The 24,628-nt window shown below is 41.3% G+C and carries 20 protein-coding genes; 19 read left to right on the top strand and 1 reads right to left on the bottom strand.

Going from position 1 to position 24,628, the window contains the following annotated elements:
* Positions 1-39 precede the first annotated feature (39 nt).
* The 11 genes from NST18_RS08205 (at position 40) to bioC (ending at position 7,988) form a co-directional block, all read left to right on the top strand.
* Positions 40-477, top strand: coding sequence for a hypothetical protein (locus NST18_RS08205; RefSeq protein ID WP_004889966.1), 438 nt, complete (start codon positions 40-42; stop codon positions 475-477).
* A 138-nt stretch (positions 478-615) separates the two neighbouring features.
* Positions 616-786 carry a type II toxin-antitoxin system PemK/MazF family toxin gene (locus tag NST18_RS15195; protein WP_081254048.1) on the top strand — a complete coding sequence of 57 codons (171 nt, stop codon included), beginning with the start codon at positions 616-618 and terminating at the stop codon, positions 784-786.
* A complete protein-coding gene (locus NST18_RS08200; protein WP_035018600.1) occupies positions 783-1,208 on the top strand; it encodes an HIT family protein in 426 nt (141 codons plus the stop codon). The genes NST18_RS15195 and NST18_RS08200 overlap by 4 nt, the downstream gene beginning before the upstream one ends.
* 6 nt (positions 1,209-1,214) lie before the next feature.
* Positions 1,215-1,400, top strand: coding sequence for an EAL domain-containing protein (locus NST18_RS08195; RefSeq protein WP_088223721.1), 186 nt, complete (start codon positions 1,215-1,217; stop codon positions 1,398-1,400).
* A gap of 149 nt (positions 1,401-1,549) precedes the next feature.
* Positions 1,550-2,410: an ABC transporter ATP-binding protein gene (locus tag NST18_RS08190; protein ID WP_340721349.1), complete on the top strand. Its 861-nt coding sequence runs from the start codon at positions 1,550-1,552 to the stop codon at positions 2,408-2,410.
* Positions 2,346-3,278, top strand: a complete 933-nt coding sequence (locus NST18_RS08185) for an iron-hydroxamate ABC transporter substrate-binding protein (protein WP_414429488.1) — start codon at positions 2,346-2,348, stop codon at positions 3,276-3,278. Before NST18_RS08190 ends, NST18_RS08185 begins: the two co-directional genes overlap by 65 nt.
* Positions 3,279-3,338: 60 nt before the next feature.
* On the top strand, positions 3,339-4,313 hold the full coding sequence (locus NST18_RS08180) for a FecCD family ABC transporter permease (protein ID WP_340721348.1): 975 nt from the start codon (positions 3,339-3,341) through the stop codon (positions 4,311-4,313).
* On the top strand, positions 4,310-5,317 hold the full coding sequence (locus tag NST18_RS08175) for a FecCD family ABC transporter permease (RefSeq protein ID WP_004889976.1): 1,008 nt from the start codon (positions 4,310-4,312) through the stop codon (positions 5,315-5,317). The genes NST18_RS08180 and NST18_RS08175 overlap by 4 nt, the downstream gene beginning before the upstream one ends.
* 61 nt (positions 5,318-5,378) lie before the next feature.
* Positions 5,379-6,551: an 8-amino-7-oxononanoate synthase gene (gene bioF, locus NST18_RS08170; RefSeq protein ID WP_064214298.1), complete on the top strand. Its 1,173-nt coding sequence runs from the start codon at positions 5,379-5,381 to the stop codon at positions 6,549-6,551.
* Complete coding sequence (locus NST18_RS08165; protein WP_064220561.1) at positions 6,548-7,228, top strand: alpha/beta fold hydrolase; 681 nt, start codon at positions 6,548-6,550, stop codon at positions 7,226-7,228. The genes bioF and NST18_RS08165 overlap by 4 nt, the downstream gene beginning before the upstream one ends.
* Positions 7,221-7,988, top strand: coding sequence for a malonyl-ACP O-methyltransferase BioC (bioC, locus tag NST18_RS08160; protein WP_004889989.1), 768 nt, complete (start codon positions 7,221-7,223; stop codon positions 7,986-7,988). The genes NST18_RS08165 and bioC overlap by 8 nt, the downstream gene beginning before the upstream one ends.
* Here bioC and speD read toward each other — a convergent pair.
* Complete coding sequence (speD, locus tag NST18_RS08155) at positions 7,981-8,754, bottom strand: adenosylmethionine decarboxylase (RefSeq protein ID WP_064214384.1); 774 nt, start codon at positions 8,752-8,754, stop codon at positions 7,981-7,983. The two genes, bioC and speD, sit on opposite strands and share 8 nt — an antisense overlap.
* 432 nt (positions 8,755-9,186) lie before the next feature.
* On the opposite strand from speD, the gene NST18_RS08150 reads away from it, so the two are divergent.
* From NST18_RS08150 to NST18_RS08115, 8 genes are all read left to right on the top strand, one after another.
* Positions 9,187-10,416, top strand: coding sequence for an IS110 family transposase (locus tag NST18_RS08150; protein WP_064214420.1), 1,230 nt, complete (start codon positions 9,187-9,189; stop codon positions 10,414-10,416).
* A gap of 244 nt (positions 10,417-10,660) precedes the next feature.
* Positions 10,661-12,487 carry a monovalent cation:proton antiporter family protein gene (locus NST18_RS08145; protein ID WP_064220560.1) on the top strand — a complete coding sequence of 609 codons (1,827 nt, stop codon included), beginning with the start codon at positions 10,661-10,663 and terminating at the stop codon, positions 12,485-12,487.
* Positions 12,488-12,598: 111 nt separating this feature from the next.
* Positions 12,599-12,925, top strand: a complete 327-nt coding sequence (locus NST18_RS08140; protein ID WP_064220559.1) for a nucleoside triphosphate pyrophosphohydrolase — start codon at positions 12,599-12,601, stop codon at positions 12,923-12,925.
* Positions 12,918-15,341 carry a DEAD/DEAH box helicase family protein gene (locus NST18_RS08135; RefSeq protein WP_340721346.1) on the top strand — a complete coding sequence of 808 codons (2,424 nt, stop codon included), beginning with the start codon at positions 12,918-12,920 and terminating at the stop codon, positions 15,339-15,341. The genes NST18_RS08140 and NST18_RS08135 overlap by 8 nt, the downstream gene beginning before the upstream one ends.
* Before the next feature lie 179 nt (positions 15,342-15,520).
* On the top strand, positions 15,521-17,416 hold the full coding sequence (locus NST18_RS08130) for an N-6 DNA methylase (protein ID WP_340721345.1): 1,896 nt from the start codon (positions 15,521-15,523) through the stop codon (positions 17,414-17,416).
* A 179-nt stretch (positions 17,417-17,595) separates the two neighbouring features.
* Positions 17,596-18,075, top strand: a complete 480-nt coding sequence (gene brxF, locus NST18_RS08125; protein WP_340721344.1) for a BREX-3 system P-loop-containing protein BrxF — start codon at positions 17,596-17,598, stop codon at positions 18,073-18,075.
* Between the two features lie 15 nt (positions 18,076-18,090).
* Positions 18,091-21,789 carry a DUF6079 family protein gene (locus NST18_RS08120; RefSeq protein ID WP_340721342.1) on the top strand — a complete coding sequence of 1,233 codons (3,699 nt, stop codon included), beginning with the start codon at positions 18,091-18,093 and terminating at the stop codon, positions 21,787-21,789.
* A gap of 15 nt (positions 21,790-21,804) precedes the next feature.
* Complete coding sequence (locus tag NST18_RS08115; protein ID WP_340721341.1) at positions 21,805-24,594, top strand: DNA methyltransferase; 2,790 nt, start codon at positions 21,805-21,807, stop codon at positions 24,592-24,594.
* The last annotated feature ends 34 nt before the right edge of the window (positions 24,595-24,628 follow it).

Genomic DNA, 24,628 nt, shown 5'->3' with positions numbered 1-24,628 from the left:
ATGATGAAGGAAGAAACATAACTAGAAAGGGAATGACTTATGGAATGTGGTGACCAACAATTATTTTGTGTTGAAGGCATATTTATTCGTGCTTATGAACGAACAGTTGATGTGCAAGTGAAGGGAGAGACGCTTACGTTTACGACTACGACGAACGAGCCGATAATCGGCTTTTGTGCCGGTGACGATGTTGGGGTGGCGTTTTGCGAAATCGAAGGGGAAAAGAAACTGATTTCAATGGAACGAAAAGACGGTTCAGCACTTTCGTACGTCAACGGAGAATATTTTGCCGACATCATTTTTATTCAGTGGGTAAATGAAACGTCGTTTTTATTTGATATGTATCGCTCCCCTTATCGAGATTATGAAATAATGACGACGAATGAATCGTTTTCATGTGAACGTGGAACAACGATGACTGTTTTGTTCGTTCGCCAAGACGGAAAAAATATATTGAAAAAGGTTGTTGCGAAATGAAAGTTATCATTGCACCAGATTCATTTAATCAGGGGAGATCGGGGTAATTTCCTTCATGATTTTCGGTTAAATTCTGGAAAGTATTTTTTAGGGGAGTCAGTTGAAGCAGGAAATTCTCACTTTTAGTCTCGTGGGAGGTTGACAGAACATATTCGTTCCGTGTCAAAAGCGCGACTATGGAAAAAGATCGGGAAATTATCGGAAGAAGCAATGCGAAAAGTGGAGGAAGCCGTAATGGTTTCTTTAGGCGTGCTTTCTTCAAAAGATAATGTGTTTCAAAAGGGAGGGGAAGGGAGGGGACCTAAATGAACTGTTTGGGTTGTAATTTAGCAAATAAAGTAGAGGCTGTTAATGTGGTATTCGAAGACGATTATGTATGTTGCATCTTAGACCACAATCCATACAACGAAGGACACGTTCTGATATTGCCTAAAAAACATATTCGTTACTTTGATGAACTTGACGAAAATACTGCAAACTCAGTAATTAAGGCATCAAGAATTATCTCCAAAGCTATAAAAAAGTTGTTTAATCCAGATGGAATTACCGTGTGTCAAAACGGTGGGGCTTTCGATGAATTAACACATTTTCATATGCACATTGTTCCAAGATATGAAGGACAGAACTTTGCAGATTTCTTTACGGAAGATGGAGAAACCAACATTGAAGAAGAAAATAATTTAGAAGAGACAAAAAGAAAAATCATAAACACAATAAAGGTATTGGATTAAAATCCAATACCTTTCGTACTTGCCCAAAACTTAAAACTACGCGTCATCGTCGAAGGAGTAGAAACGCTGCAACAATTCAATATTTTACGCACATTACAATGCGATAAAATTCAAGGATACGTTCTCGGAAAACCTGTTTCTGCTTCTACATTTGCGACAACATACATCGAAAACCAGCTTCTAGAAGAATGAAGTTGGTTTTTTCATAAAAAAATAATTGACAATGATAATCAATTGATGTAATTTAAACAATGATAATCAATTGATGTAATTTAAAATATGTATTGATATTAATTCTCAATATCAATGTGTTTTCTTGGCGTTCGAGGGGGTAAACATATATGCCGCGATTGTATACAGAACAGCTTTCTGTTGGATATGGTGAGCGTGTCATTGTCAACCGACTAACTGTACATATTCCAGATGAAAAAATAACGACGATTATCGGACCAAACGGTTGCGGGAAATCGACGTTGTTAAAAGCGATGACACGCATTATTCGTCATCAAGAAGGAGCGGTCATTTTAGATGGAAAACAAATTTCGCAAGAGCATACGAAATTGTTAGCACAAAAAATGGCGATTTTGCCGCAAACGCCAGAAAGTCCGGGGGGATTGACGGTTGGTGAGCTCGTTTCTTACGGACGGTTCCCATACCAAAAAGGATTCGGTCGGCTAACGAAGCGCGACTATGAAGTCATCGATTGGGCGCTTGAAGTGACCGGAACGATCGCATTTAAACACCGTCCAGTTGATTCGCTATCAGGTGGTCAAAGACAACGCGTCTGGATTGCGATGGCGCTTGCGCAAGAGACCGATATCATTTTTTTAGATGAACCGACAACGTATTTAGATATGGCTCATCAATTAGAAGTGCTCGAATTACTCCAGCGTCTCAACCTAGAACAACAACGCACGATCGTCATGGTGCTACATGATTTAAATCAAGCGGCTCGGTTTGCTGATTATATGATTGCGATGAAAGACGGAAAAATTGTTCAAGCAGGAACGTGCGAACAAGTGATGACGCGAGATGTATTACGAAAAGTGTTTCATATTGACGCGGAAATCGGTCGTGACCCTCGAACAAACAAACCGATGTGTATCACATATCATTTAATAAAAGGAGATGCAGAACATGTTGAAGAAGCGAATGATGTCCATTCTTCTTTTGTTCGTGCTCATCTTGAGTGCGTGCGGTAACCAAGCAGCAGAAAAAGAACAAGAAAAGGAAGCAAAAGAAAAGAACGAACCAAAAACAATGACATATCAATCTGAAACAGGCCCAGTCGAAGTGCCTACGAATCCGAAGCGCGTTGTTGTTTTATCGTCATTTTTAGCAGGTAGTGTGATGGCGTTAGATGTGCCAATTGTTGGTGTTGATTCTTGGGCAAAAATGAACCCTCGTTATGAGCCATATTTAAAAGATGCAAAGGAAGTAACAGATGAAAGTTTGGAACAAATTATCGAACTTGAGCCAGATTTAATTATCGCTGCGTCAACAAATAAAAACTTAGATAAATTAAAAGAAATTGCTCCAACTGTCACATATACTTACGGAAAAGTAGACTATTTAACACAACATTTAGAAATTGGAAAGTTATTAAATAAAGAAGAAGAAGCGAAAAAATGGATCGATGACTTTAAAAAGCGGGCACAAGAAGCTGGCGAAAAAATTCGCGCAAAAATTGGTGAAAATGCAACCGTTTCGGTCATTGAAAACTTCGATAAACAACTGTATGTATTCGGAAACAACTGGGGCCGCGGCACAGAAATTTTATATCAAGAAATGAAATTAAAAATGCCAAAAGCAGTAGAAGAACATGCGTTAAAAGACGGATACTATGCGATTTCCCTTGAAGTTCTTCCGCAATTTGCCGGAGATTATCTCATTTTCAGCAAAAATGCAGATGGCGATCTTTCATTTACAGAAACAGAAACATACAAAAATATTCCAGCTGTAAAAAATAATCGTGTTTTTGAAGCAAACGCAAAAGAATTTTACTTTAACGATCCAATTACGCTAGAATATCAGCTTGAGTTTTTCAAAAAGCACTTTTTAGGTGAGTAATATAAAGAAAGAGGAGTTCGTCGTGAATTCCTCTTTCTTTATGTAAATAGAAAAGAGAGGATGCGTATGCTGAAAAAATTTGTACTTGCTTTCACTTTATTGATTACGACATTCGTTTGTGCCATTGTGATCGGAGCGGCGGATACGACAATCAAAGACGTCTGGCTAGCGATCACAGCACCAGAGACAAATAAAGTGGCAATGATGATTCGCGAAGTTCGCCTACCACGTGAATTCGCAGCTGTCGTCGTAGGTGCAGCCTTGGCTGTCGCTGGCGCCATTATGCAAGGCATGACGCGCAACCCACTCGCCGACCCAGGACTCATCGGGCTGACAGCAGGGGCAAATGCCGCTTTAGCAGCAACGTTTGCGTTTTTCCCGGCTGCAAACTATATTCAAACTGTATTTGCTTGCTTTGTTGGGGCAGCGTTCGGAGGTTTGCTCGTATTCGGCATTGGCGCCAAACAATTTTCACCGTTTCGGATTGTACTAGCCGGCGCTGCCATTTCTACTTTTTTATACGCCGTTTCAGAAGCATTAGGTCTCATATATAAAGTATCGAAAGATGTATCGATGTGGACAGCTGGCGGTATGATGGGAACGACATGGCACGAATTAAAAATCGTTACCCCTTTTATTTGTTTTGCTATGCTTATCGCTTTTTGGCAAAGTCGACAATTAACGATTTTAAGCATGAGTGAAGGAGTAGCTGTCGGACTTGGTCAACAACTGACGCGTGTGAAAATGATTCTTTTTTTCATCGTTATTGTACTAGCTGGTGCGTCCGTTGCGCTCGTTGGCAATTTAGCATTTGTCGGTTTAATGATTCCACATCTTGTCCGTTCGTTTGTTGGAACGGATTATCGATTTATTTTGCCAATGAGTGCGATCGGCGGTGCGACATTTATGTTATTTGCCGATACAGTCGCACGAATGATTCACGCACCATATGAAACACCCGTCGTCGCGGTTGTGGCTGTCATGGGGCTTCCATTTTTTCTTTTCATCGTGCGTAAGGGGGAAAAAGGATTATGATTGCACCGCTACGAAAAAAACAGCGTATAATTTTGCTCGTTCTTTTCATATTCATCTGCTTCATAACGATCATCAGCATGGGAACAGGCTATTCTTCTTTATCTTTCGACCGTCTCATTCCGGTGCTTTTAGGTGACGGGACGTTTAAAGAGCAATTCATTTTGTTTTCGATTCGTTTGCCACGCATCGTTATTACGTTGCTTGCAGGTGTGGCATTAGCGTTGTCTGGTGCCATTTTACAAGTTGTGATGCGCAATGACTTAGCCGATCCAGGTGTTATCGGTATAAATGCGGGCGCAGGTGTTGGTGTCGCCTTGTTCTTTTTATTTGTTCCGATTCAAGCACAATCATTTGCTTACCTTATTCCGCTCGTCGCTTTTTGCAGCGCGCTACTTACAGCGATTCTCATCTATACGTTGTCGTACAATAAACAAATAGGACTTCAACCGATTCGGCTCGTGTTAATTGGAATCGGTTTTGCTACGGCGTTTTCGGGATTGATGATCGTTCTTATTTCAGGAGCCGATCGTACGAGAGTCGATTTTATTGCAAAATGGTTAGCCGGAGGTATTTGGGGGCTCGATTGGGCGTTCGTTCTCGCATTGTTGCCGTGGCTCATCATTCTCGTTCCGTTCGTTTTATATAAAGCTCATCGCTTGAATGCTTTGCAATTGAATGATCCTGTGGCCATTGGCATCGGCGTATCGCTCGATCGTGAACGACTCGTTTTACTATTGACGGCGGTGGCGCTTGCCGCATCGGCCGTTTCCGTCACCGGCGGTATCGCATTTGTCGGTTTAATGGCCCCACATATTGCTCGGGCGCTTGTTGGTCCTCGAAACGAGTTAAGTTTACCTGTGACGATGCTGATGGGTGGTGCGTTATTGTTGCTTGCTGATACGATTGGGCGCAATTTAATTGAACCAGATGGCCTCCCTGCTGGTGTCATCGTGTCGATCATCGGTGCTCCTTATTTTGTTTATTTATTATGGAAAAAGAAATAAACGTATGATACGATAAATGTAAACTTTTATTTTTTTATAGGTTTACAAAAAGGGGAGAGGTATGTTGTGGGAGGAATTGCAAATACATATCGAACAACTTGCGGAAAAAGCGCAAAAACGAACGTTGATTCAGGCAGAAAGCGACGGATGTTTTATACATATCGATGGCCGTCACTTATTTAATTTTTCATCGAATAACTATTTAGGTTTTGCACATGACGAACGGCTTATTCACGCTAGCATGGAAGCCACAAGACGATACGGTGTAGGAGCAACGGCTTCACGCCTTGTTGTTGGCAACCATCCGCTATATGAACAAGCAGAAGATGCGCTCGTTCGTTGGAAAGGGTGTGAAGCTGCACTCATCGTCAATAGCGGATACACAGCAAACGTCGGCATTCTTTCTTCCCTAGCAGGACGGGATGCGGTCATTTTTAGCGATAAATGGAACCATGCCAGCATTGTAGATGGTGCGATTTTAAGCCGAGCGGAAGTGAAACGCTATCGCCATGCGGACGTGGATCATTTAGAAACGCTATTAAAAAAAGCCGAAAGACATAAACGAAAAATTATTGTGACGGACACGATTTTCAGCATGGACGGGGACGTTGCCCCGCTACGCGAACTCGTCGCGTTAAAAGAAACATACGGTGCGATGCTTGTCGTTGATGAAGCACATGCGAGCGGTATATATGGAGAAAAAGGGCAAGGAATGGCTCACGAACACGAGATTGCTGAACAGATTGACGTACATATGGGAACGTTCAGTAAAGCGCTCGGTGCATACGGGGCATATGTGGCGGGAAAGCGAGTCGTTATTGATTATTTCATTAATACGATGCGTCCATTTATTTTCACAACCGCATTACCTCCAAGCGTGCTCGGCACCATTTGTACAGCTATTGAGATCGTACAACAAGAACGATCATTGCGCCATCATTTACATGCGTTAAGTGATTATTTTCGCACGCATCTGCAACAGGCGGGATTCGATATTGGTCAAAGCACGACGCATATTGTGCCAATTATCGTTGGCGATAACGAACGAGCGCTTGCTTTTAGCGTCCGCTTGCGTGAACGTGGCATTGTTGCGGTTGCGATTCGTCCACCAACGGTACCAGACGGCACGGCGCGCCTTCGTTTCTCACTTATGGCGACGATGACAAAAGAGCAACTCGATTGGGCGCTTGCTGAAATTACCGCAGTCGGAAAAGAAATGGGGCTGATCGTATGAACATATTGTTATTGCCGGGATGGGGAATGAAAGGAGAAGTGTTTACCCCGCTTATTCAAGCTCTTCAGCCAAGCCATGTTACCGTCGTCGCATGGGAGCATATGCATGATGTTAATCATTTTTTAGCGAAAGCAAAAGACGCTTTAACCGTCCCGTCGATTGTGATCGGTTGGTCGCTTGGCTCGCTCGTTGCTTTACAGCTCGCTATGCATGAACATGTGCAAGCGCTCGTATGCATCGGAGGGACGAGCCGGTTTACGATGACAGACGATTATCCGATCGGCTGGCATGCACGCGTTGTGGAACGAATGAAGACACAATTAATGCGCCAACCGGAAAAAACAATACAATCATTTATTGATATGTTATGGGGCGAGGAAGAAGCGCAACCGTTCCGTTATATGCATCATCATATCCCAGACTTGTTGCTAGGATTAGATTACTTATTAACGACAGACGTACGGGATCAGTTACAACAAATCGATGTACCACTCCTACTCATTCATGGAGAGCGTGATCGCATTTGTCCACCGCAAGCCGCTCAATATGTATATGAACGAACCAATCATTGTACGTTCATGCTTATGCCAAATGTCGGGCACGCCCCGCACGTCACACAGCCAAGCATGTGTGCCCATTACATTCAAACGTGGTTAGGCGGTGAAAAAAATGATTGATAAACAATTGATGCAAAAACGATTTAGCGAACGAGCAACGACATACGATCAGTTTGCGAACGTCCAAAAAAAGATGGCCCATGAATTAATAAAACGCATCGATCATCCACCTAAAACGATTTTAGAAATTGGCTGTGGTACGGGATATTTAACGAAACTGTTACATGACGCTTATCCGCAGGCAAAACTTACAGCAGTTGATATCGCTCCAGGCATGATTGAAAAAGCGAAACAAAGGCTAAATGATGCACCAATTACATGGCTATGCGCAGACATTGAAGAAGCTGAGTTACATGAAACGTACGATCTCATTATTTCTAACGCGACGTTTCAATGGCTTATGACTCCAAAACAAACGATCGCCAAACTCGCCAAACAACGAAACGAAAGAGGACAACTTCTTTTTTCAACATTTGGCGACCGAACGTTTCACGAGTTGCACACCTCATTTGCGTATGCGCTCGCCATTCAACAAATTGACGAGCCGCTTCGCATCGGCCCATCGTTTCCGACGTTTTCCGAGTGGCTCGCTATGCATATTCGAGCGCGTGGACACGAACAGTTTGAAGTTGAATATTTTCCATCTGTACGTGACTTCTTCTTATCACTTCGTCACATCGGTGCAACAAATAGCACGTCGGGTCGCTATTGCCAACGACCATCTGTATTCAAAACAATGATGCATGAATATGAACAACGTTTTTCGGAACAAGGCCTGATTCGCGCAACATATCATTGCATTTTTATTGACATCACTTAGGTGGTGTCATATTTTTTCCGTAAAAAATTTCATCCATTTCGATGCGCAATTTATGTGTAATCGTATCTACTTCTTCTTTTGTCAGTTCATCTTTTGACAGCTCAAACAAATAGCTATCTAAATCAAACTCACGCAATTTGCACTTCGTATGGAAAATATGTTCTTGATACACGTTCACGTCAATCATATCGTATTGTTTGCAAATGTCGTTAGGAATGTAGTTTTGAATCGATGTAATATCGTGATCAATAAATAACTTTTTCCCAGAAATATCGCGTGTAAATCCGCGCACACGATAGTCGATAATCATAATATCGGTTTCAAATGAACGAATTAAATAATCAAGCGCCTTTAACGGCGAAATTTCTCCACACGTGGCAACATCAATATCAGCCCGAAACGTGCTAATTCCATCGTTCGGATGATATTCGGGATATGTATGCACGGTAATATGACTTTTATCGAGCGCACAAACGACCGCTTGTGGCACAGGCGGTTGTTCTTTTGGCACTTCAATCGGTCCTTCTGATATAAGCATTGTGACGCTAGCCCCTTGAGGAACATAATCTTGCTTGGCGATATTCAAAATGTGCGCTCCAATCATATCCGCCACGTTTTTTAAAATATTCGTCAACCGTTCCGCATTATACACTTCGTCAATGTATGCAATATACGCTTCCCGTTCGCTTGCGCTTGTCGTGTAACAAATATCGTACATATTAAAGCTAAGCGATTTCGTTAAGTTGTTAAATCCGTGCAGTTTCATCATATATCTTCCTCGTATAGTATGTTTAGAAAGATTTTTAAATCGAATTTCCAGTTGGATATGCTCCTTGACAATCGCATATGTGTAAGTGATTTGCCCACGGGGGAGGGGCGCGCCCCTCCCCCGTGGATGGCACTACATCGGGGTTGGACTTTTCGCGATGTTCTTGGATAATGGTCTTAGGATCATCGGGGACACTCTTCTCTCTCCTGTAGCTTTGACTACTTAGAAAGTCTGTCTCCCCGGCTCCTGTTCGGACTTCTAACCCGCAGGCTGTTCCCGTTGGTTTCCCATGCTGGAAGGAGCAGCTTCCAGGCAGCCCATGGCCCAACGTGAGTTCTCATATGCGAGGGTGACTGGTCAACAGGCGCGGTCCGGGGGCATCCCGAAGAGTCCCAACCCCACGATCCTACTACGATTGGAGGTGATCTCATGAAACTCTACGTCGGGATTGACGTGAGCTCAACGGACTTATACACGTGTATCATGGATCAAGAAGGAAACACGTGCGCCCAATTCAAGGTGGACAATCATCTCCTTGGCGCGACCTTCCTTCGCGATCAAATCCTCCTGTGGGCCAACAAGCTCCAACCATCCGAAATTCTCATCGGGATGGAAGCCACTTCGGTCTACAGCTGGCATCCAGCGATGTTTTTCCACCAACAGGAGGAGCTGAAGTCTTGGAATGTCAAGGTGTTTACCATCAATCCAAAGCTCATTCGCAAATTTAAAGAAGCGTACACTGACTTGGATAAAACGGACGGCATCGATGCGTGGATCATCGCCGATCGGCTTCGCTTTGGCCGTTTGAAAGTGACAGCTGTCATGCAAGAACAGTTTATCGCCCTTCAACGGCTCACGCGCATGCGCTATCATCTCGTCCATCAGCTGACTCGGGAAAAGCAGTACTTCCTCCAACACTTGTTTTACAAGTGCAGTTCCTTTACCCAAGAGGTGGACAGCTCCGTGTTCGGACATGCCATCTTAGAGCTTCTTCTCGAGTCGTTTAGCTTAGACGAAATCAGTCAGATGGACGTGCAACAGCTCGCTGACTTCTTGCGCCAAAAAGGACGCAATCGCTTTGCCGATCCGGAATGCATCGCCAAGTCCATTCAAAAGGCGGCTCGTTCGTCGTATCGGCTTTCCAAATGTGTCGAGGATTCCATCGACTTGCTTTTAGGGCTATCGATTCAATCCATCCGTAGCCTTCAAGCGCAAATTAAAGAGCTAGATAAAGCGATTACTCGCCATTTGGAAGGCATCCCAAATACGTTACAAACGATTCCCGGCATTGGTCCGGTCTACGCCGCTGGCATCTTAGCCGAAATTGGACAAATCGAGCGCTTTGACAACCAAGCCGCCTTAGCAAAGTATGCAGGTTTGACTTGGTCTAAGCACCAGTCCGGTCGGTTCCAAGCCGAGGAGACTTCCCTCATTCGTTCCGGCAATCGCTATCTCCGTTACTACCTAGTGGAGGCTGCCAACTCGGTACAACGGCATGATGCGTCGTTTCGCACCTATTACCGGAAGAAGTATGAGGAAGTACCAAAGCACCAACACAAACGAGCCCTCGTCCTCACCGCTCGAAAACTCGTGCGTGTGATCGATGCGCTGCTACGCAACGGTCAAATCTACACGCCAAGAAAGGGGGAAGATCGATAGGGGTATCGATCTAACTGATTTTGCATTAAAACCCAGTTAATGACATAAGACAAGACTGGGCTTCTTAAGTATTGCCTTTTTTCGGGTCATCGGACAATCGAATTTCCAATTTCGATGATTTTTCACCTTGACATATTACCGCAGGACTTTCTTTTTTCTTATGTTGCCCCGTTTATGCGAAAAAATTGTAACTTTGCTCACAAACTTATATAATGGGTGAAAAGATTGGAAGGGGGAATGAAGGATGCATGCATCGCTTTCATCATTAGTTATCGTTATTGTTGCCGCTTTCCTTACGCCACTTTTATTGCACCGTTTTCGCCTGCATATGATTCCTGGCGTTGTAGCGGAAATTATTGTAGGAGTGGTCATCGGGAAAACAGGATTCAATATAGTTGAACAAGATATGTGGTTAGAGACGTTATCGACATTAGGATTTTTGTTTTTAATGTTTTTAAGTGGGTTAGAAATCGATTTTTCTGCCTTTGCGAACAAAAAGAAGGGGAAGGAAGAAAAAGAGCCAAATGCGTTTTTCGTCGCTTCCATCGTATTTGTCGGCATTTTTCTTGTGTCGCTCGGTCTTTCTTACATATTTGTTTGGCTCGGTTATATCGATAACGCCTTTTTAATGACGCTCATTATTTCAACGATCTCGCTTGGTGTTGTCGTTCCAACTCTCAAAGATGCCCAACTCATGAAAACAACGATTGGACAAACGATTTTATTAATTGCGGTTATTGCGGACTTAGCAACAATGGTTCTTTTAGCTGTATTTGTATCGATGCATGATCCGAGTCACGGAAATGTATGGTTGTTGCTTGGATTGTTTCTTGTTGGTGTTATTTTTTACTTTGCAGGTAAATATTTTAAAAAGCGTTCGTTTATCGAAACGATGGCAAAAGGGACGATTCAAATTGGCACGCGCGCTGTATTTGCGTTGATTATCGTTCTCGTCGCGCTATCGGAAACGCTTGGTGCGGAAAATATTTTAGGGGCGTTTCTTGCCGGTGTTCTCGTTTCTTTATTGGCACCGAATCAAGATTTTGTTCATAAACTCGATTCGTTCGGTTACGGCTTTTTTATCCCAATTTTCTTTGTAATGGTCGGTGTCAATTTAGATCTTCGCCCATTGTTTACGCAATTCGATATTTTATTGCTTATTCCACTTTTATTTGTCGCACTTGTCGTTTCGAAAGTCGTTCCGGTATACATGTTGCGCATTTGGTATGATCGCAATACAACGCTTGCGGCAGGGTTTCTACTCGTTTCTACTTTGTCGCTTGTTATCGCAGCGGCAACGATCGCAGAGCGAATGGGGATGATTGACGAAAATATGAAAGGCGCCTTGATTTTAGTCGCTGTGCTCACGAGCGTCGTTTCACCGATTATGTTTAAAAAGCTGTATCGCGTGGAAAAAGAAGAACGAAAAAAGATGGTCAAATTGATTGGTACAAATCAATTTACGCTTGCAGCTGTTCGTGATTTGTCTCCGGATGAATATGAAACAACGCTATACCATATCCGCCAAGACAAAATTGAACAAACGGAACACATTTTCCCAATTGTCGATATCGATGATTATTCATTCGAAACGTTACAAGCACATGAGGCACTAACAGCTGACGTTGTCGTCGTTTTAACAGGTAACGAACAGACGAACGCCCAAATCGCGACGTGGGCAAAAGAGCAAGGAACCCCGCGCGTCATCGCCTTCGCAGAGTCACCATCGGTTGTTCAACAACTAAAAAGCATAGACGTTGAAACAATTTCCCTCGCCCTCTCAGCAGGTGCGATGTTAAAGGCACTTATCGAGTCACCAAACGTCGTCCATATGTTAACACAACGAGATATCGCACTTCACGAAATCGAAATGAACAACTTGGCTTATCACGGTGTGCTTCTCCGCCAATTCCCATTTCTCGGCGATTGTATCATCGTCCGCATTTTCCGCGGTCACGAATCGATCGTCCCACACGGCGACACCGAAATGCGCATGGGCGACCGCATGATCGTCACCGGTTCAGAGGAATATGTGAAAGAATTGCGGGAGTTGTTGGAGGGGAAATATTGAAAACCGAGGGAGAAATCCTCGGTTTTTCCTTTTCTGTGATGATTCTTTTATATATGAAAAAATTCTAGTAAAATATGTAACAGATGAAGAAAAAGTAGAGGAGAGGATACGATGCCTGTTTATAATAAACTCGTTCGGGATTTGATTCCAAAAATTATTGAGGAAGCAGGGAAGTCATTTACAACGCGAACATTAAGTGATGAGGAATATCGCCAAGAACTGCGAAAAAAAGCGTTTGAGGAACTAGAAGAATATATGAATGCCTCAGATGATGTTACAGCGGTGGAAGAGCTAGCCGATTTATTGGAAATTATTCATGCGCTTGCTGAATGTCACGGGGCAACGATCGAACAAGTCGAAGCGGTTCGTGCATCGAAAGCGGAAAAGCGAGGAGGTTTTAAAGAGAAAATTTTCTTAATTGAGGTACACGATGAGTAAAGTCGAGTTTATTAAACGTCATTTGATCGAAAAGCTAAACGAGTATATCGAAACATCTTCAACAATTTATATTTTAACGTCGTTTGTGATGAAGTCGGGCGTGGAGGTCATAAAAGAACCGCTCCAACGTGCAGCGGAGCGGGGAGCCGATATTAAAATTTGTGCGGGCGATTATTTATATGTCACACAACCAGAAGCTTTACGTCAACTTATAGCGATCCATCCGAATATTGAAGTTCGGTTATGGAAAAGTAACGGTATTTCCTTTCACCCGAAAGCGTATTTATTTGAAAATCAAAATAATGGATATTTTATTATCGGTTCATCGAATTTATCCCGTTCAGCGTTGACGAGCGGTGTAGAATGGAATATTGGCGTGCCTAAATGCGTGGAAGAAAACGTCTTTGCCGAAGTAATGAATGAATTTTTAACGCTTTTTTACGCCGAACAAACGGTACAAGTAAACGCCGAAACGTTAAAGCAATATGAACAACAATATGACGATTATCATCAACGTCATACAAATCTCGTACGACAATGGACGAAGCTAGAGGAAGTAGAGTTGATGCTTCCAACGACAAAGAAAGAAGAAACGGAAATGATTTATGATGAAAGGGCTTCATATGGGACCATTCAGCCACGCTTTGCGCAAGTAGAAGCGCTTGCTCAGCTAGAGGCTACATACGAAGAAGGTTATGATCGTGCGATGGTCGTCATGGCAACAGGATTAGGGAAAACGTACTTGGCTGCTTTTTTTGCCCGAAAGTTTCAAAGAGTGTTATTTGTAGCGCACCGCGAAGAAATTTTACATCAGGCGAAGCGTTCGTTTGCGCAAGTGCTTTCGGATAAGACGTTCGGTATTTATGATGGCAAAGTGAAAGAAGGACAAGCCGACGTCGTGTTTGCGTCTATTTTTACGCTAAGCATGAAAAAACATTTAACTACGTTTGCAAAAGACGCATTTGACCTTATTGTGATTGACGAATTTCACCATGCCGCCGCGAAGTCATACGAGCGTGTGCTTTCTTATTTCCAACCGAAATTTTTACTTGGCATTACCGCGACGCCTGATCGCAACGACTATAAAGACGTATACGCGCTTTGCGACGGAAATGTGGCGTACCGCATTGATTTTATCGAAGCGGTACAGCGTGGGTGGCTTGCGCCATTTCACTATTATGGCGTATATGACGATACAGATTATACGAAAATCGCTTGGCGCGGCAACCGCTACGATGAAGAACAATTGTTACAGGCGCAGTTGCGCACAGAAATGGCAGAAAATATTTTGCGAGCTTGGGAGAAATATAAGCAAACGAAAACGCTCGTGTTTTGTTCTTCCATTCGCCAAGCGGATTTTTTGGCCAATTATTTTAACGAACATGGCTACCGTACGGTGAGCTTACATTCGAAACAAGTACATATTACGCGCACGAAAGCGATTGAACTACTCGAAAAAGGCGAATTAGACGCGATTTTCACCGTCGATTTATTTAACGAAGGCGTCGATATTCCAGCGGTTGATACGCTATTATTCGTCCGTCCGACCGAGTCATTAACGATTTTCACCCAACAAGTCGGGCGTGGCTTGCGTCTCCATCCAGCCAAACAGTATTGTGTCATTATCGATTTAATCGGAAACTATCGCAACGCCGATGTGAAACTCGCCTTATTTGATACGCAAAAAGAAGAGAGAAAAAAACAAAAGTCTGTGATTCCCGTTACCCCTGACGGATGTGTTGTCGATTTTGATGTTCGCGTCGTTCACTTATTAGAAGAAATGCGCAGAAAACGCCAACCACGCAAAGAAAAGTTATTAGTAGACTACTACGACGTAAAACAACAGCTCGGCCACCGTCCGACGTACTTGGAACTTCATTTGCATGGACGAAGTGAAGCAAAAGAATACAGGGACGAATTCAAATCGTACGTCGGCTTTCTTTACTGGGCGGACGAATTGTCCGAGCGGGAAAAAGAAGTGTTTTTGAAATACGAAGCTTGGCTTACGGAAGTTGAGCGAACAGTGATGACAAAAAGCTACAAAATGGTCGTCTTGCAGGCGATGTTAAACCGCGGACCATCACGCTGGCATTCACCGATCACGCCAGCCGAAGCCGCACCGTTTTTCCATCAATACTTGACGGAAAAAGAATACCGAAAGCGCATCGATTTCTCTGACGGAGAAACGAAGCGCTTATGGCAATACGATGAGCAAAAAGTCGCCAAACTCATCGCCAAAATGCCGATGACGAAATGGAGCGGCAGTTCCAACGGACTTCTTTCGTTTGAAAATAACGTCTTCTCGCTCACCTTCTCCATCGCACCGGAAGACGAACACATGCTATACGATTGGACGCAACAGATTTGCGAATATCGGTTGCATGTGTACTTTGAGAGGAGGGGTGAGGGGAAGTAGGGGGACGGTGCTGCTAGCGCTGTCCCATTATTATTTATAATGAGTAATTTGATTACTAAAAAAGTGTTGACTACTTATTCTTTGTTGATGTATATTTTGTATAGAGTTTATTTTAACAGCGGTTATCTACAAAAGATAATAGCATTACTAACTAAAAATAATTATGAGGTGTCTACTTTATGAACTACGAACAGGAATTATTTTCATTGTTTGAGATGCTACGGGAAGAGGCGACTGTCAGTGATTCACTCCAAATAATTACATCCGTAGCAAGCGTCAAATTTTTAGAATTACATAAAGAACAGTACAATCTGCCCACTACCCTTACGTTAGAGTTTCTTTTAAAAGAAGGTGCGTTTTTAGCGGAAAAATTAAAAGCGATGTTAAATGAATTAGAGGGACGAATTCCTTTTTTAAAAGGGGTTTACGAACCACTTTATTCGTCCATTCCGTTCAGCGACAGCACATTGTATCGTCTGTTCTCCCGGATTCATTCGCTCGCCCTATCGAAAGAGCAATGGACGGAATTTGTGGAGGTGTTGTTCGCACGTGTCAGTCATATGGATACATATGCAACAGGCGTCGTTTCCACACCTAGCAGCGTCAATGAACTTGGCATCCGAATGTTGCAGATGCAAAGCGGAAGTTTTTATGACGGGACGTTTGGATTGGCTGGAACATTATGTGCAGCCCACCACTACGCTTTGCAAAACGATCTAGACATTTCGCTATATGGCCAAGAAATGCATCCGCAAGCGTGGGCGCTTGGGAAATTACGCTTACTATTTCACGGCCGCACAGACGCTCAGTTAGCGCAAGGGGATACATTGACACAACCAGCGTTTGTCGAAGGGAATATGCTGAAAAAATTTGATTATGTGATGATGGACTTCCCATTTGGGATGAAAATGACGAACTATGAAGCGATTATCCATGATCCGTTCCATCGCTTTGTATACGGGAAGTTGCCGCGAACAAGTGCCGACATGGCGTTTGTATTACACGCCTTATCTTCGTTAAATGAAACGGGAAAAGCTGTTCTTGTTGTCCCGAATGGAACGCTGTTTAGAGGCGGCCCTGAAGCGGTGATACGAGAACATTTATTAGCTGCGGACGTCATTGAAGCAGTCATTGCCTTGCCAGTACCGCTGGGCAACCCGGCTGTTCAAACGAATTTACTTGTGTTAAATAAAAACAAAGCCGCCGAAAGAAAAGGCAAGGTGTTGTTTATTAACGCAGAAAACGAGTACGCAGAAGGAGGGAGAAGAAGAAAGTATCTCGGGGAAGAGCACGTTCGTAAAATTGCGGAAATCTACCACAACGGGCTAGAAATCGAGGAAATAAGCCGATTTGTTATGGTGCAAGACATTCAAGAAACGAATTTACTAAGTAGCCGATATTTGCAACACAGCGAATTGGAAATCGAGCCGTATGGAAAAGTCAAATTCCATCTTGAACGAATCAAACAATCGACGCAAGTACAGCCGTTAAAGCAGCTTGGCACGTTTTATCGCGGCATCAACATTTCCGCGAAAGATGCGGAAACGGAAAATGGGGAATATAAAGTCATTAAATTATCAGATGTCCAAAACGGCGAACTATTAATCGAGCAACTCGCCTCCTACGAAATTAAGAACAATGCAAAAATCGAATCATATCTTGTTCAAGAAGGCGATGTCATTATTTCCAGTCGCGGCATGGGAATAAAAGTAGCGGTCATCCCACCGCACGAAGGAAAAGTGTTGATTTCTCATAACTTTATCGGCATTCGCTTAAACAAAACGATCGATCCGCTTTATTTAAAAACGTTTTTAGAAAGTCCGGTTGGGCAATATTTGTTGCTAAGCAAGCAAGTAGGAACGAACGTAACGATTTTAAGCATAAAAGACTTAGAAGACATTCCGGTTCCAATGTTACCTTTAAGCGAGCAACAGGAGATGATGAAATCCTATCTCCAAGAGCAAGAGCGGCTTGACCAACAAATCAAACAACTACAGCAACAACAACACGAAACCAAACTAAAACTGTACGAAAAAATGGGCATTCGTTCGGTGTTTGAGGTGGTTGGAGGGTAATGTTACCTTCTCTTCAATGATGCATGTGCTTAGAAGAGGGGATGAGGAAAAAGGGTATGCATAAACTTTTGATGAAATTTAATTTTAATATATCATTTTGCAAAATGTGACAAATTTCGCAATCCCGTTTTAGTAAAATAGCAATACTTACAAAATAATAATCAAATTCTTTTATTAGAATGGATAAAATTTTGTATAATGGAAGGTGCGATGCTATGACCCTCCAAAAAATTGTAGCTGAAATCGAGACTTTGGAATCACGTTGGAACAAGCTTCTTTTTATTGTTGGGCTTGCAACAGCTGAAGATAAAAAACTTGCGAATGCTCTTACCATTCCGTATGTGAATGTTAGTTTGTTAGTAAGTGAAAAATTGCAGGAACTTCCTAAAGCGAACTACCCTTTGAAAGTAGGGGAAGTACTTAACGATCACCTTAGTAGCTATAGTGCACCCATACTTTGGTTAGGAAATATCGAAATTTTATTTGACAAACAGTTAAAGCAACATCCAGTCCGATTGCTCGAGCAACTTAGTAAGCGGTTTAACCTTATCGTATCCTGGCCTGGTGAGTACAAAGAAAATACATTAATATATGCAACCCCTGAGCATCCGGAGTATTTTAAGTGCAGGGAATTGGAAGGAAAAATTATAGAAGTATAAGGAAGGGGAATGGAGATGTTACGTTATAGTGATTTAATTCAATTTGAACCAATTGAATCAGTCGTACAATTACGCGATGCCGACAATAAAGAACGCGCAGTACATTTATTAAACACGTATGTTATTTCAGAACGTATGGCGGAACAGCTAAGTGATATTATCATCGAGCAACTTCAATTCGACCGTATCGTTGATAACAAAGGATTGCTGATTGTTGGTAACTATGGAACAGGTAAATCGCATTTAATGAGTGTTATTTCGACGATTGCTGAGCAGCCAGGGGCAAGTGAGCATATTAAAAATGAACGTGTTGCAAAAAAAGCAAAAGAAATTGAAGGAAAGTTTAAAGTGATTCGTACAGAAATAGGCGCTGTTGCGATGTCTTTACGTGACATTATTTGCCAAGCGTTACAACAAGGTCTAGCGAATCTAGGAATTGATTATACTTTTCCAAGAGCTGATGAAGTAACAAATAATAAAGACATGCTTTATGAAATGATGGAATTATTCCACGAACAATATCCTGATCAAGGGCTCATGCTTGTTGTAGACGAATTATTAGACTATTTGCGCAGCCGTAAAGAGCAGGAACTCACTTTAGACTTAGGATTTTTACGCGAATTTGGGGAAGTCTGTAGTAAAACTCGTTTACGCTTCATCGCTGGAATCCAAGAAATGTTATTTGATAACCCAAAATTCCAATTCGTTGCCGACTCATTACGTCGGGTAAAAGAACGTTTCCAAGAAGTAAGAATTGTTCGTGAAGACATTGCTTACGTTGTGTCAGAACGTCTATTGAAAAAGGATGAAAAACAAAAAGCGTTAATTCGCGAGCATTTAAGCAAATTTACATCATTATACCATCGTCTTGGGGAAGATATGGAGACGTATGTGAATCTTTTCCCGATACATCCGGCTTATTTAGAAACATTTGAAAAGGTAAATATTGCGGAAAAACGTGTTGTATTGCAAACAATTAGTAGAGAAATCCGTAAGTTATTGACCGAAGAGGTTCCTGAAAATGAAACAGGGATTATTTCGTTTGACCGTTATTGGCAATATATCGAAGAAGATTCATCACTAAGAAGTAATCCGAATGTAAAAGAAGTGATGAGCAAAGTACAGACATTGAAAGACCGTGTGCAAAACGGTTTAAAGCCTGCCTATAAACCAGCGGCATTACGAATTGTCAATGCCCTTGCTGTTTACCGTTTAGCGATAGATGATATTAATGCACCAGTCGGTTTAACATCTGAAGAACTGAGAGACAAATTGTTCTTAAATATTGGAATGTTGCTAGACATGGATGATGACGCTGCGGATTTCTTAAAAACCACAATTGAAGCAGTACTAAAAGAAATTATGAAAGTGGTTAGCTTCCAGTATATTTCTACAAACCAAGAGAATGGGCAGTATTACTTGGATGTTAAAAAAGATATTGCGGTAGACGAGTTAATTGAAAAACGTGGGGAAGATTTAACAGACAATCAGTTAGACCGCTACTATTTTGAAGTACTAAAACGAGCAACCGGGGTGGCCGATAATACATATGTAACCGGCTATAAAATTTGGCTCCATGAAATTCCTTGGGAAGATCGCCGTGTCAAACGTCAAGGATATTTATTCTTTGGCGCGCCAAATGAACGTTCAACAGCTCAACCTGAGCGAGACTTCTACATTTATATGTTACAGCCATTTGAACCTCCAAAATTTAAAGACGAAGAAAAAGCCGATGAAGTGTTCTTCCGTATGACTAAAAAGGATGATCGATTTGTCCGTTTATTACGTTTGTATGGCGGAGCACGGGAAATGAGCAACGATGCGGCTGCTACCACAAAACGTTTATACACTGATAAATCCGAAGGTTATTTAAAAAACCTCGTGGCTTGGTTAAAAGAACATTTTGTAGAGGCATTTGAAATTCAGTATCGCGGCAAGAAAGGATCTGTATTAGAATTCGGCATGTTTCTTCCAGGAAACGCCACCTTAATTGATTTGATTAATACGGTGGCGGAAGGGTTATTGAGTCAATGGTTTGAAGAAAAGTATAAAGATTACCCTTCTTTCCGGAAATTAGACAAAGCATATTTAACAAAAGACAATATGGCAACCTACGTTAGCGATGCGCTTTCATATATGAATGGAAGAAAAACGAGCCAAGGGGAAGCAATTCTAAACGGATTAGTGTTATTAGATCAAAAAGGGGAATTAAACGTTCGTGGTTCTGGATATGCACGTTGGGTTATTGAAAAACTAGAAGAAAAAGGACATGGACAAGTATTGAATCAAAACGAACTTATTGAAACAATCTATACTGTTCAAGGTACAGAAGATGTCAGATTGACAAAAGAATTTCGCATGGAACCGGAGTTACTAGTTGTTGTGTTAGGTGCTCTTATCCAACAAGGTGAAATTGTTGTCACGGTGGACAATAAAACATACGAAGCGATGAACTTTGGCGAGTTTATCAAACTTCCTTTAAGTAAGTTAACGCATTTTAGCCATATTAAAAAACCAAGCGGGTTGCCAATTCCAGCAATTAACGCATTAATTGATATGTTTGATATTGGTAAAGGAAATGTGACGGATGAAAGTTGGCTAGAATTCGCCATTAAGCAAATCATTAGCCAATCACGCCAAGCGGTTGAAAAAACGGTTAAGATGATAAACGATGTGCGCAATAAATTCCACATTTGGGACGGTCCGTTATTCTCAAGTGACGAACGTGCGGAATACATTGCGAAACTTGAAAGCTTAAAAACGTTCTTAGAAGGCCTTCAAGTTTATAACACGCGAGCAAAAATGACAAACTTAAAATATAGCGTGTCCGATATTGAACAACAAAACGAAAACTTAAAGATTGTTACTAAGCTTGAACAATTACAACAAAAAATTCACGAATACACCAAAGTAGCCGATTACTTATCGAAAGCGAAATTAGTCATGTCGACAAATCGAGAGTGGCTCGAAAGTGTTGACGTAGCGTTACACAACTTAGCGATTGCATTAAAAGAAAATAGCGATTGTTCAAGTGAGATTCGTGAATTGGAGAAATTAAAAGAAGAATATATTCAACATTATTTACAGTTACACCATCAAGCGCGTTTAAATGCGACCGAAGAAAACAAGAAAAAAGCATTATTGAATGACAAACGTTACCTTGCTTTAAAAGAGTTGGTATCAAGAATTGATTTATTACCTCGTCAAGCATTAGATGAGTGGAATAAAAATATTCAGTCGCTAAAATCTTGCTATCAATTGACACGTGAGCAATTACAACATGATCCAATTTGTCCATATTGTAAGTTCAATCCTCGTGACGAAGCTATGGTACAACGAATTTCATTAGAGCAATTAGAAGAACGGCTTGATGATTTGTTAAATACGTGGACAGGGACGTTATTAACTAACTTTAACGATCCAATTGTTCAAGAAGGAATCTCGTTGTTAAGTGCTGAGCAACAACAACTCGTAAAAGACTTTATTGAAAAGAAACAGTTTGATTTACCAATTGACATTCGCCTTCTTGAAATTATTAATGATTTACTAAAAGGGATCCATAAAGAAGAGATTCATATTGACCAACTTGTGAAAATGATGGGCGATGGCAACCCATTAACAGTCGACGAAGTGAGAAGAAACTTTGAAATGTTGATGAGGGCAATTGTTGGCAACAACCAACCACATCGTGTACGCATCATGGTAAAGAAGTAAAGGGAGGAACCAACATTGGACGAAAAACAATTGTCTTTACTAGATGATCATAAACAAGCAGACAACGGTCCCGTTGTCTGCTTAGGCATGACATTTAAAAATGATGAGGAACGAAGAGAGTATTTCCGAAACGAATTACGCAAAAAACTGCCAGAGCTAAAGAAAATCGAAGGCTTCCCAATTGGGGATGATGAAGATATCATCGCCTTATCAGACCCACCGTACTACACAGCATGCCCGAATCCGTGGATTAACGATTTTATTGAAGAATGGGAACGCGAGAAAAAAGAGAAGTATGGTAGAGATGAGAATGAGGAGTATCATCGCGAACCGTTCGCGGCGGATGTGAGCGAAGGTAAATCAGATCCTGTGTATATGGCACACGCTTACCATACAAAAGTACCACATAAAGCAATAATGAGGTATATACTCCACTACACTAAACCAGGAGATATAATTTTTGATGGTTTTTGTGGTACGGGTATGACTGGAATTGCAGCATCATTATGTGGTAATAGAGAAGCTATTAAGGAATTAGGCTATTCTTTTGATAATGAAGATTGCATTCTCGATGAAAATGGAGAAATAATTTCATCGTTTGGGAAAAGATATGCTATCTTAAATGACCTTTCACCAATTGCAACTCATATCAGTTATAATTACTGTTCCAGTGAAAATTTTTCTGGTTTTGAAAGATTTTTTCTAAATGTCCTTGATAAACTAGAGCAGAAATATAAATGGATGTTTGAAACAAATCATACAAATAATGGTAACCACTCAAATAAACAGGTTAAAGGAATAATAAATTTTGTCGTTTGGAGTGAAGTTTTTATTTGTCCAAACTGTAGTAACGAATTTACTTATTGGGATGTTGCAGTGGATTTAGATAATGGATCAGTAAAAGAGGAATTTCATTGTACTTCTTGCGGTGTACTCTTAAAAAAGAGAGAGGTAGAAAGAGCAATTGAAACAAGATATAGTAAAAAGTTAAATCAATCATATACTCAGGTAAAATTTATTCCTGTTCTAATTAACTACAGTATAGGTGCAACTAGGTACGAAAAAAAACCAGATCAGTTGGATATCAAAATTATCAACGAAATTGCACAAGGTGATTTTTATTCCGATTATCCATTGAATAATTTGATTTATGGTGACGAAATAGGGAGACTGGATAATTTAGGTTTTAAATATGTTTTCCAACTAATGTCGCATAGAAATAATATATTATTAGGGGAACTATATCGAGAAGTAATGGCGTCAAATTATAAGAATTTGGGATTATTTGTTCTGACTGCAGCAATTCCTAATCTCACTTGGTTGTACAGGTGGCGTATTAATAAAAAGGGAGGATCTACATCAGGGACGTATTATATTTGTTCCACTCCTCAAGAAAATAACCCTTTTAATCAAATAAGACGTAAATTTCAGGATATTAAAAAGATTGCGCGCCTAACTAACACTAGCATTATAAGTACACAATCTTCTCTAACCCTAAATATAAATGATAATAGCATTGATTATATATTTACTGACCCACCATTCGGTTCAAACCTTATGTATTCCGAATTAAACTATATCTGGGAATCGTGGCTTCGTATTTTTAGTAATCAAAAAACAGAAGCTATTGTAAGTAATTATCAAGAAAAAGATGTAAATGTATACAAAAAATTGATGTACCATTGTTTTAGAGAATATTACAGGATACTTAAACCTGGAAAGTGGATGACAGTAGAATTTAGTAATTCAAAATCGTCCATTTGGAATGCTATCCAGGAAGCTATTCAAAAAGCCGGATTTGTCATTGCTAATGTATCAGTTTTAGATAAGAAACAAGGCAGTTTCAAAGCAGTAACAACAACTACAGCCGTAAAGCAAGACCTAGTTATTTCTGCCTACAAACCTAAGCAAGAAAATATCGAGAAGATGAAACGAGAACAAAATACTGAAGAATCCGCTTGGACGTTTGTTCGTCAGCACCTTGAACAGTTACCAGTGTTTATTGGTCATAAAGGCGAAGCGCAAATTATTGCGGAGCGTACACCGCGCATCTTATTTGACCGAATGGTTGCGTACCATGTGCAAAATGGTTTGCCTGTACCGATTTCATCTGCGGAGTTTCAGGCAGGGGTTGCGCAACGTTTCCCAATGCGTGATGGAATGGCGTTTTTAGAGAGCCAAGTCGCGGAGTACGATAAGAAGCGTACGTTAGTGAAAGAATTTGCGCAAATGAGCTTATTTGTATCAGATGAAACAAGTGCCATCGAATGGCTACGTCAACAGTTATTGAAGAAACCGCAAACGCGGCAAGATATTCATCCAAACTTTATGAAAGAAATCCAGCATATTGCAAAACACGAGAAGTTGCCTGAGTTAGACGATTTATTGCATCAAAACTTCTTGAAGTATGAAGGTGACGGTCCTGTACCAGACCAAATTGCAAGTTATCTCCGCCGAAACTATAAAGATTTACGCGGTTTAGAAAACGATGATCCGCAACTTAAGGAAAAAGCGATGAACCGTTGGTATGTACCAGATCCGAACAAACAAGCCGATTTAGAGAAGCTTCGGGAAAAAGCGTTGTTACGTGAATTTGAAGGTTACTTAGAAGAACTAGAAAAGAGCAAGAAAAAGCTCAAACAATTCCGCACAGAAGCCATTCGTGCTGGATTTAAGAAAGCATGGAGCGATAAAGATTATGAAAAGATTGTAAAAGTCGGCGAACGTCTACCTGAGAGTGTCATTCAAGAGGACGACAAGCTGCTAATGTATTACGACAACGCACAAATACGCTTAGGATTATAATCTATTGAAAGCCTGATTTTTTACCAAAAAAATC

Origin of the sequence: Anoxybacillus sp. FSL W8-0104 (assembly GCF_038004465.1) — a bacterium.
Taxonomy (GTDB): Bacteria; Bacillota; Bacilli; order Bacillales; family Anoxybacillaceae; genus Anoxybacillus; species Anoxybacillus flavithermus_G.
The sequence above is the reverse complement of the archived record's forward strand: the minus strand, read 5'-3'. Positions and strand labels throughout refer to the sequence as shown.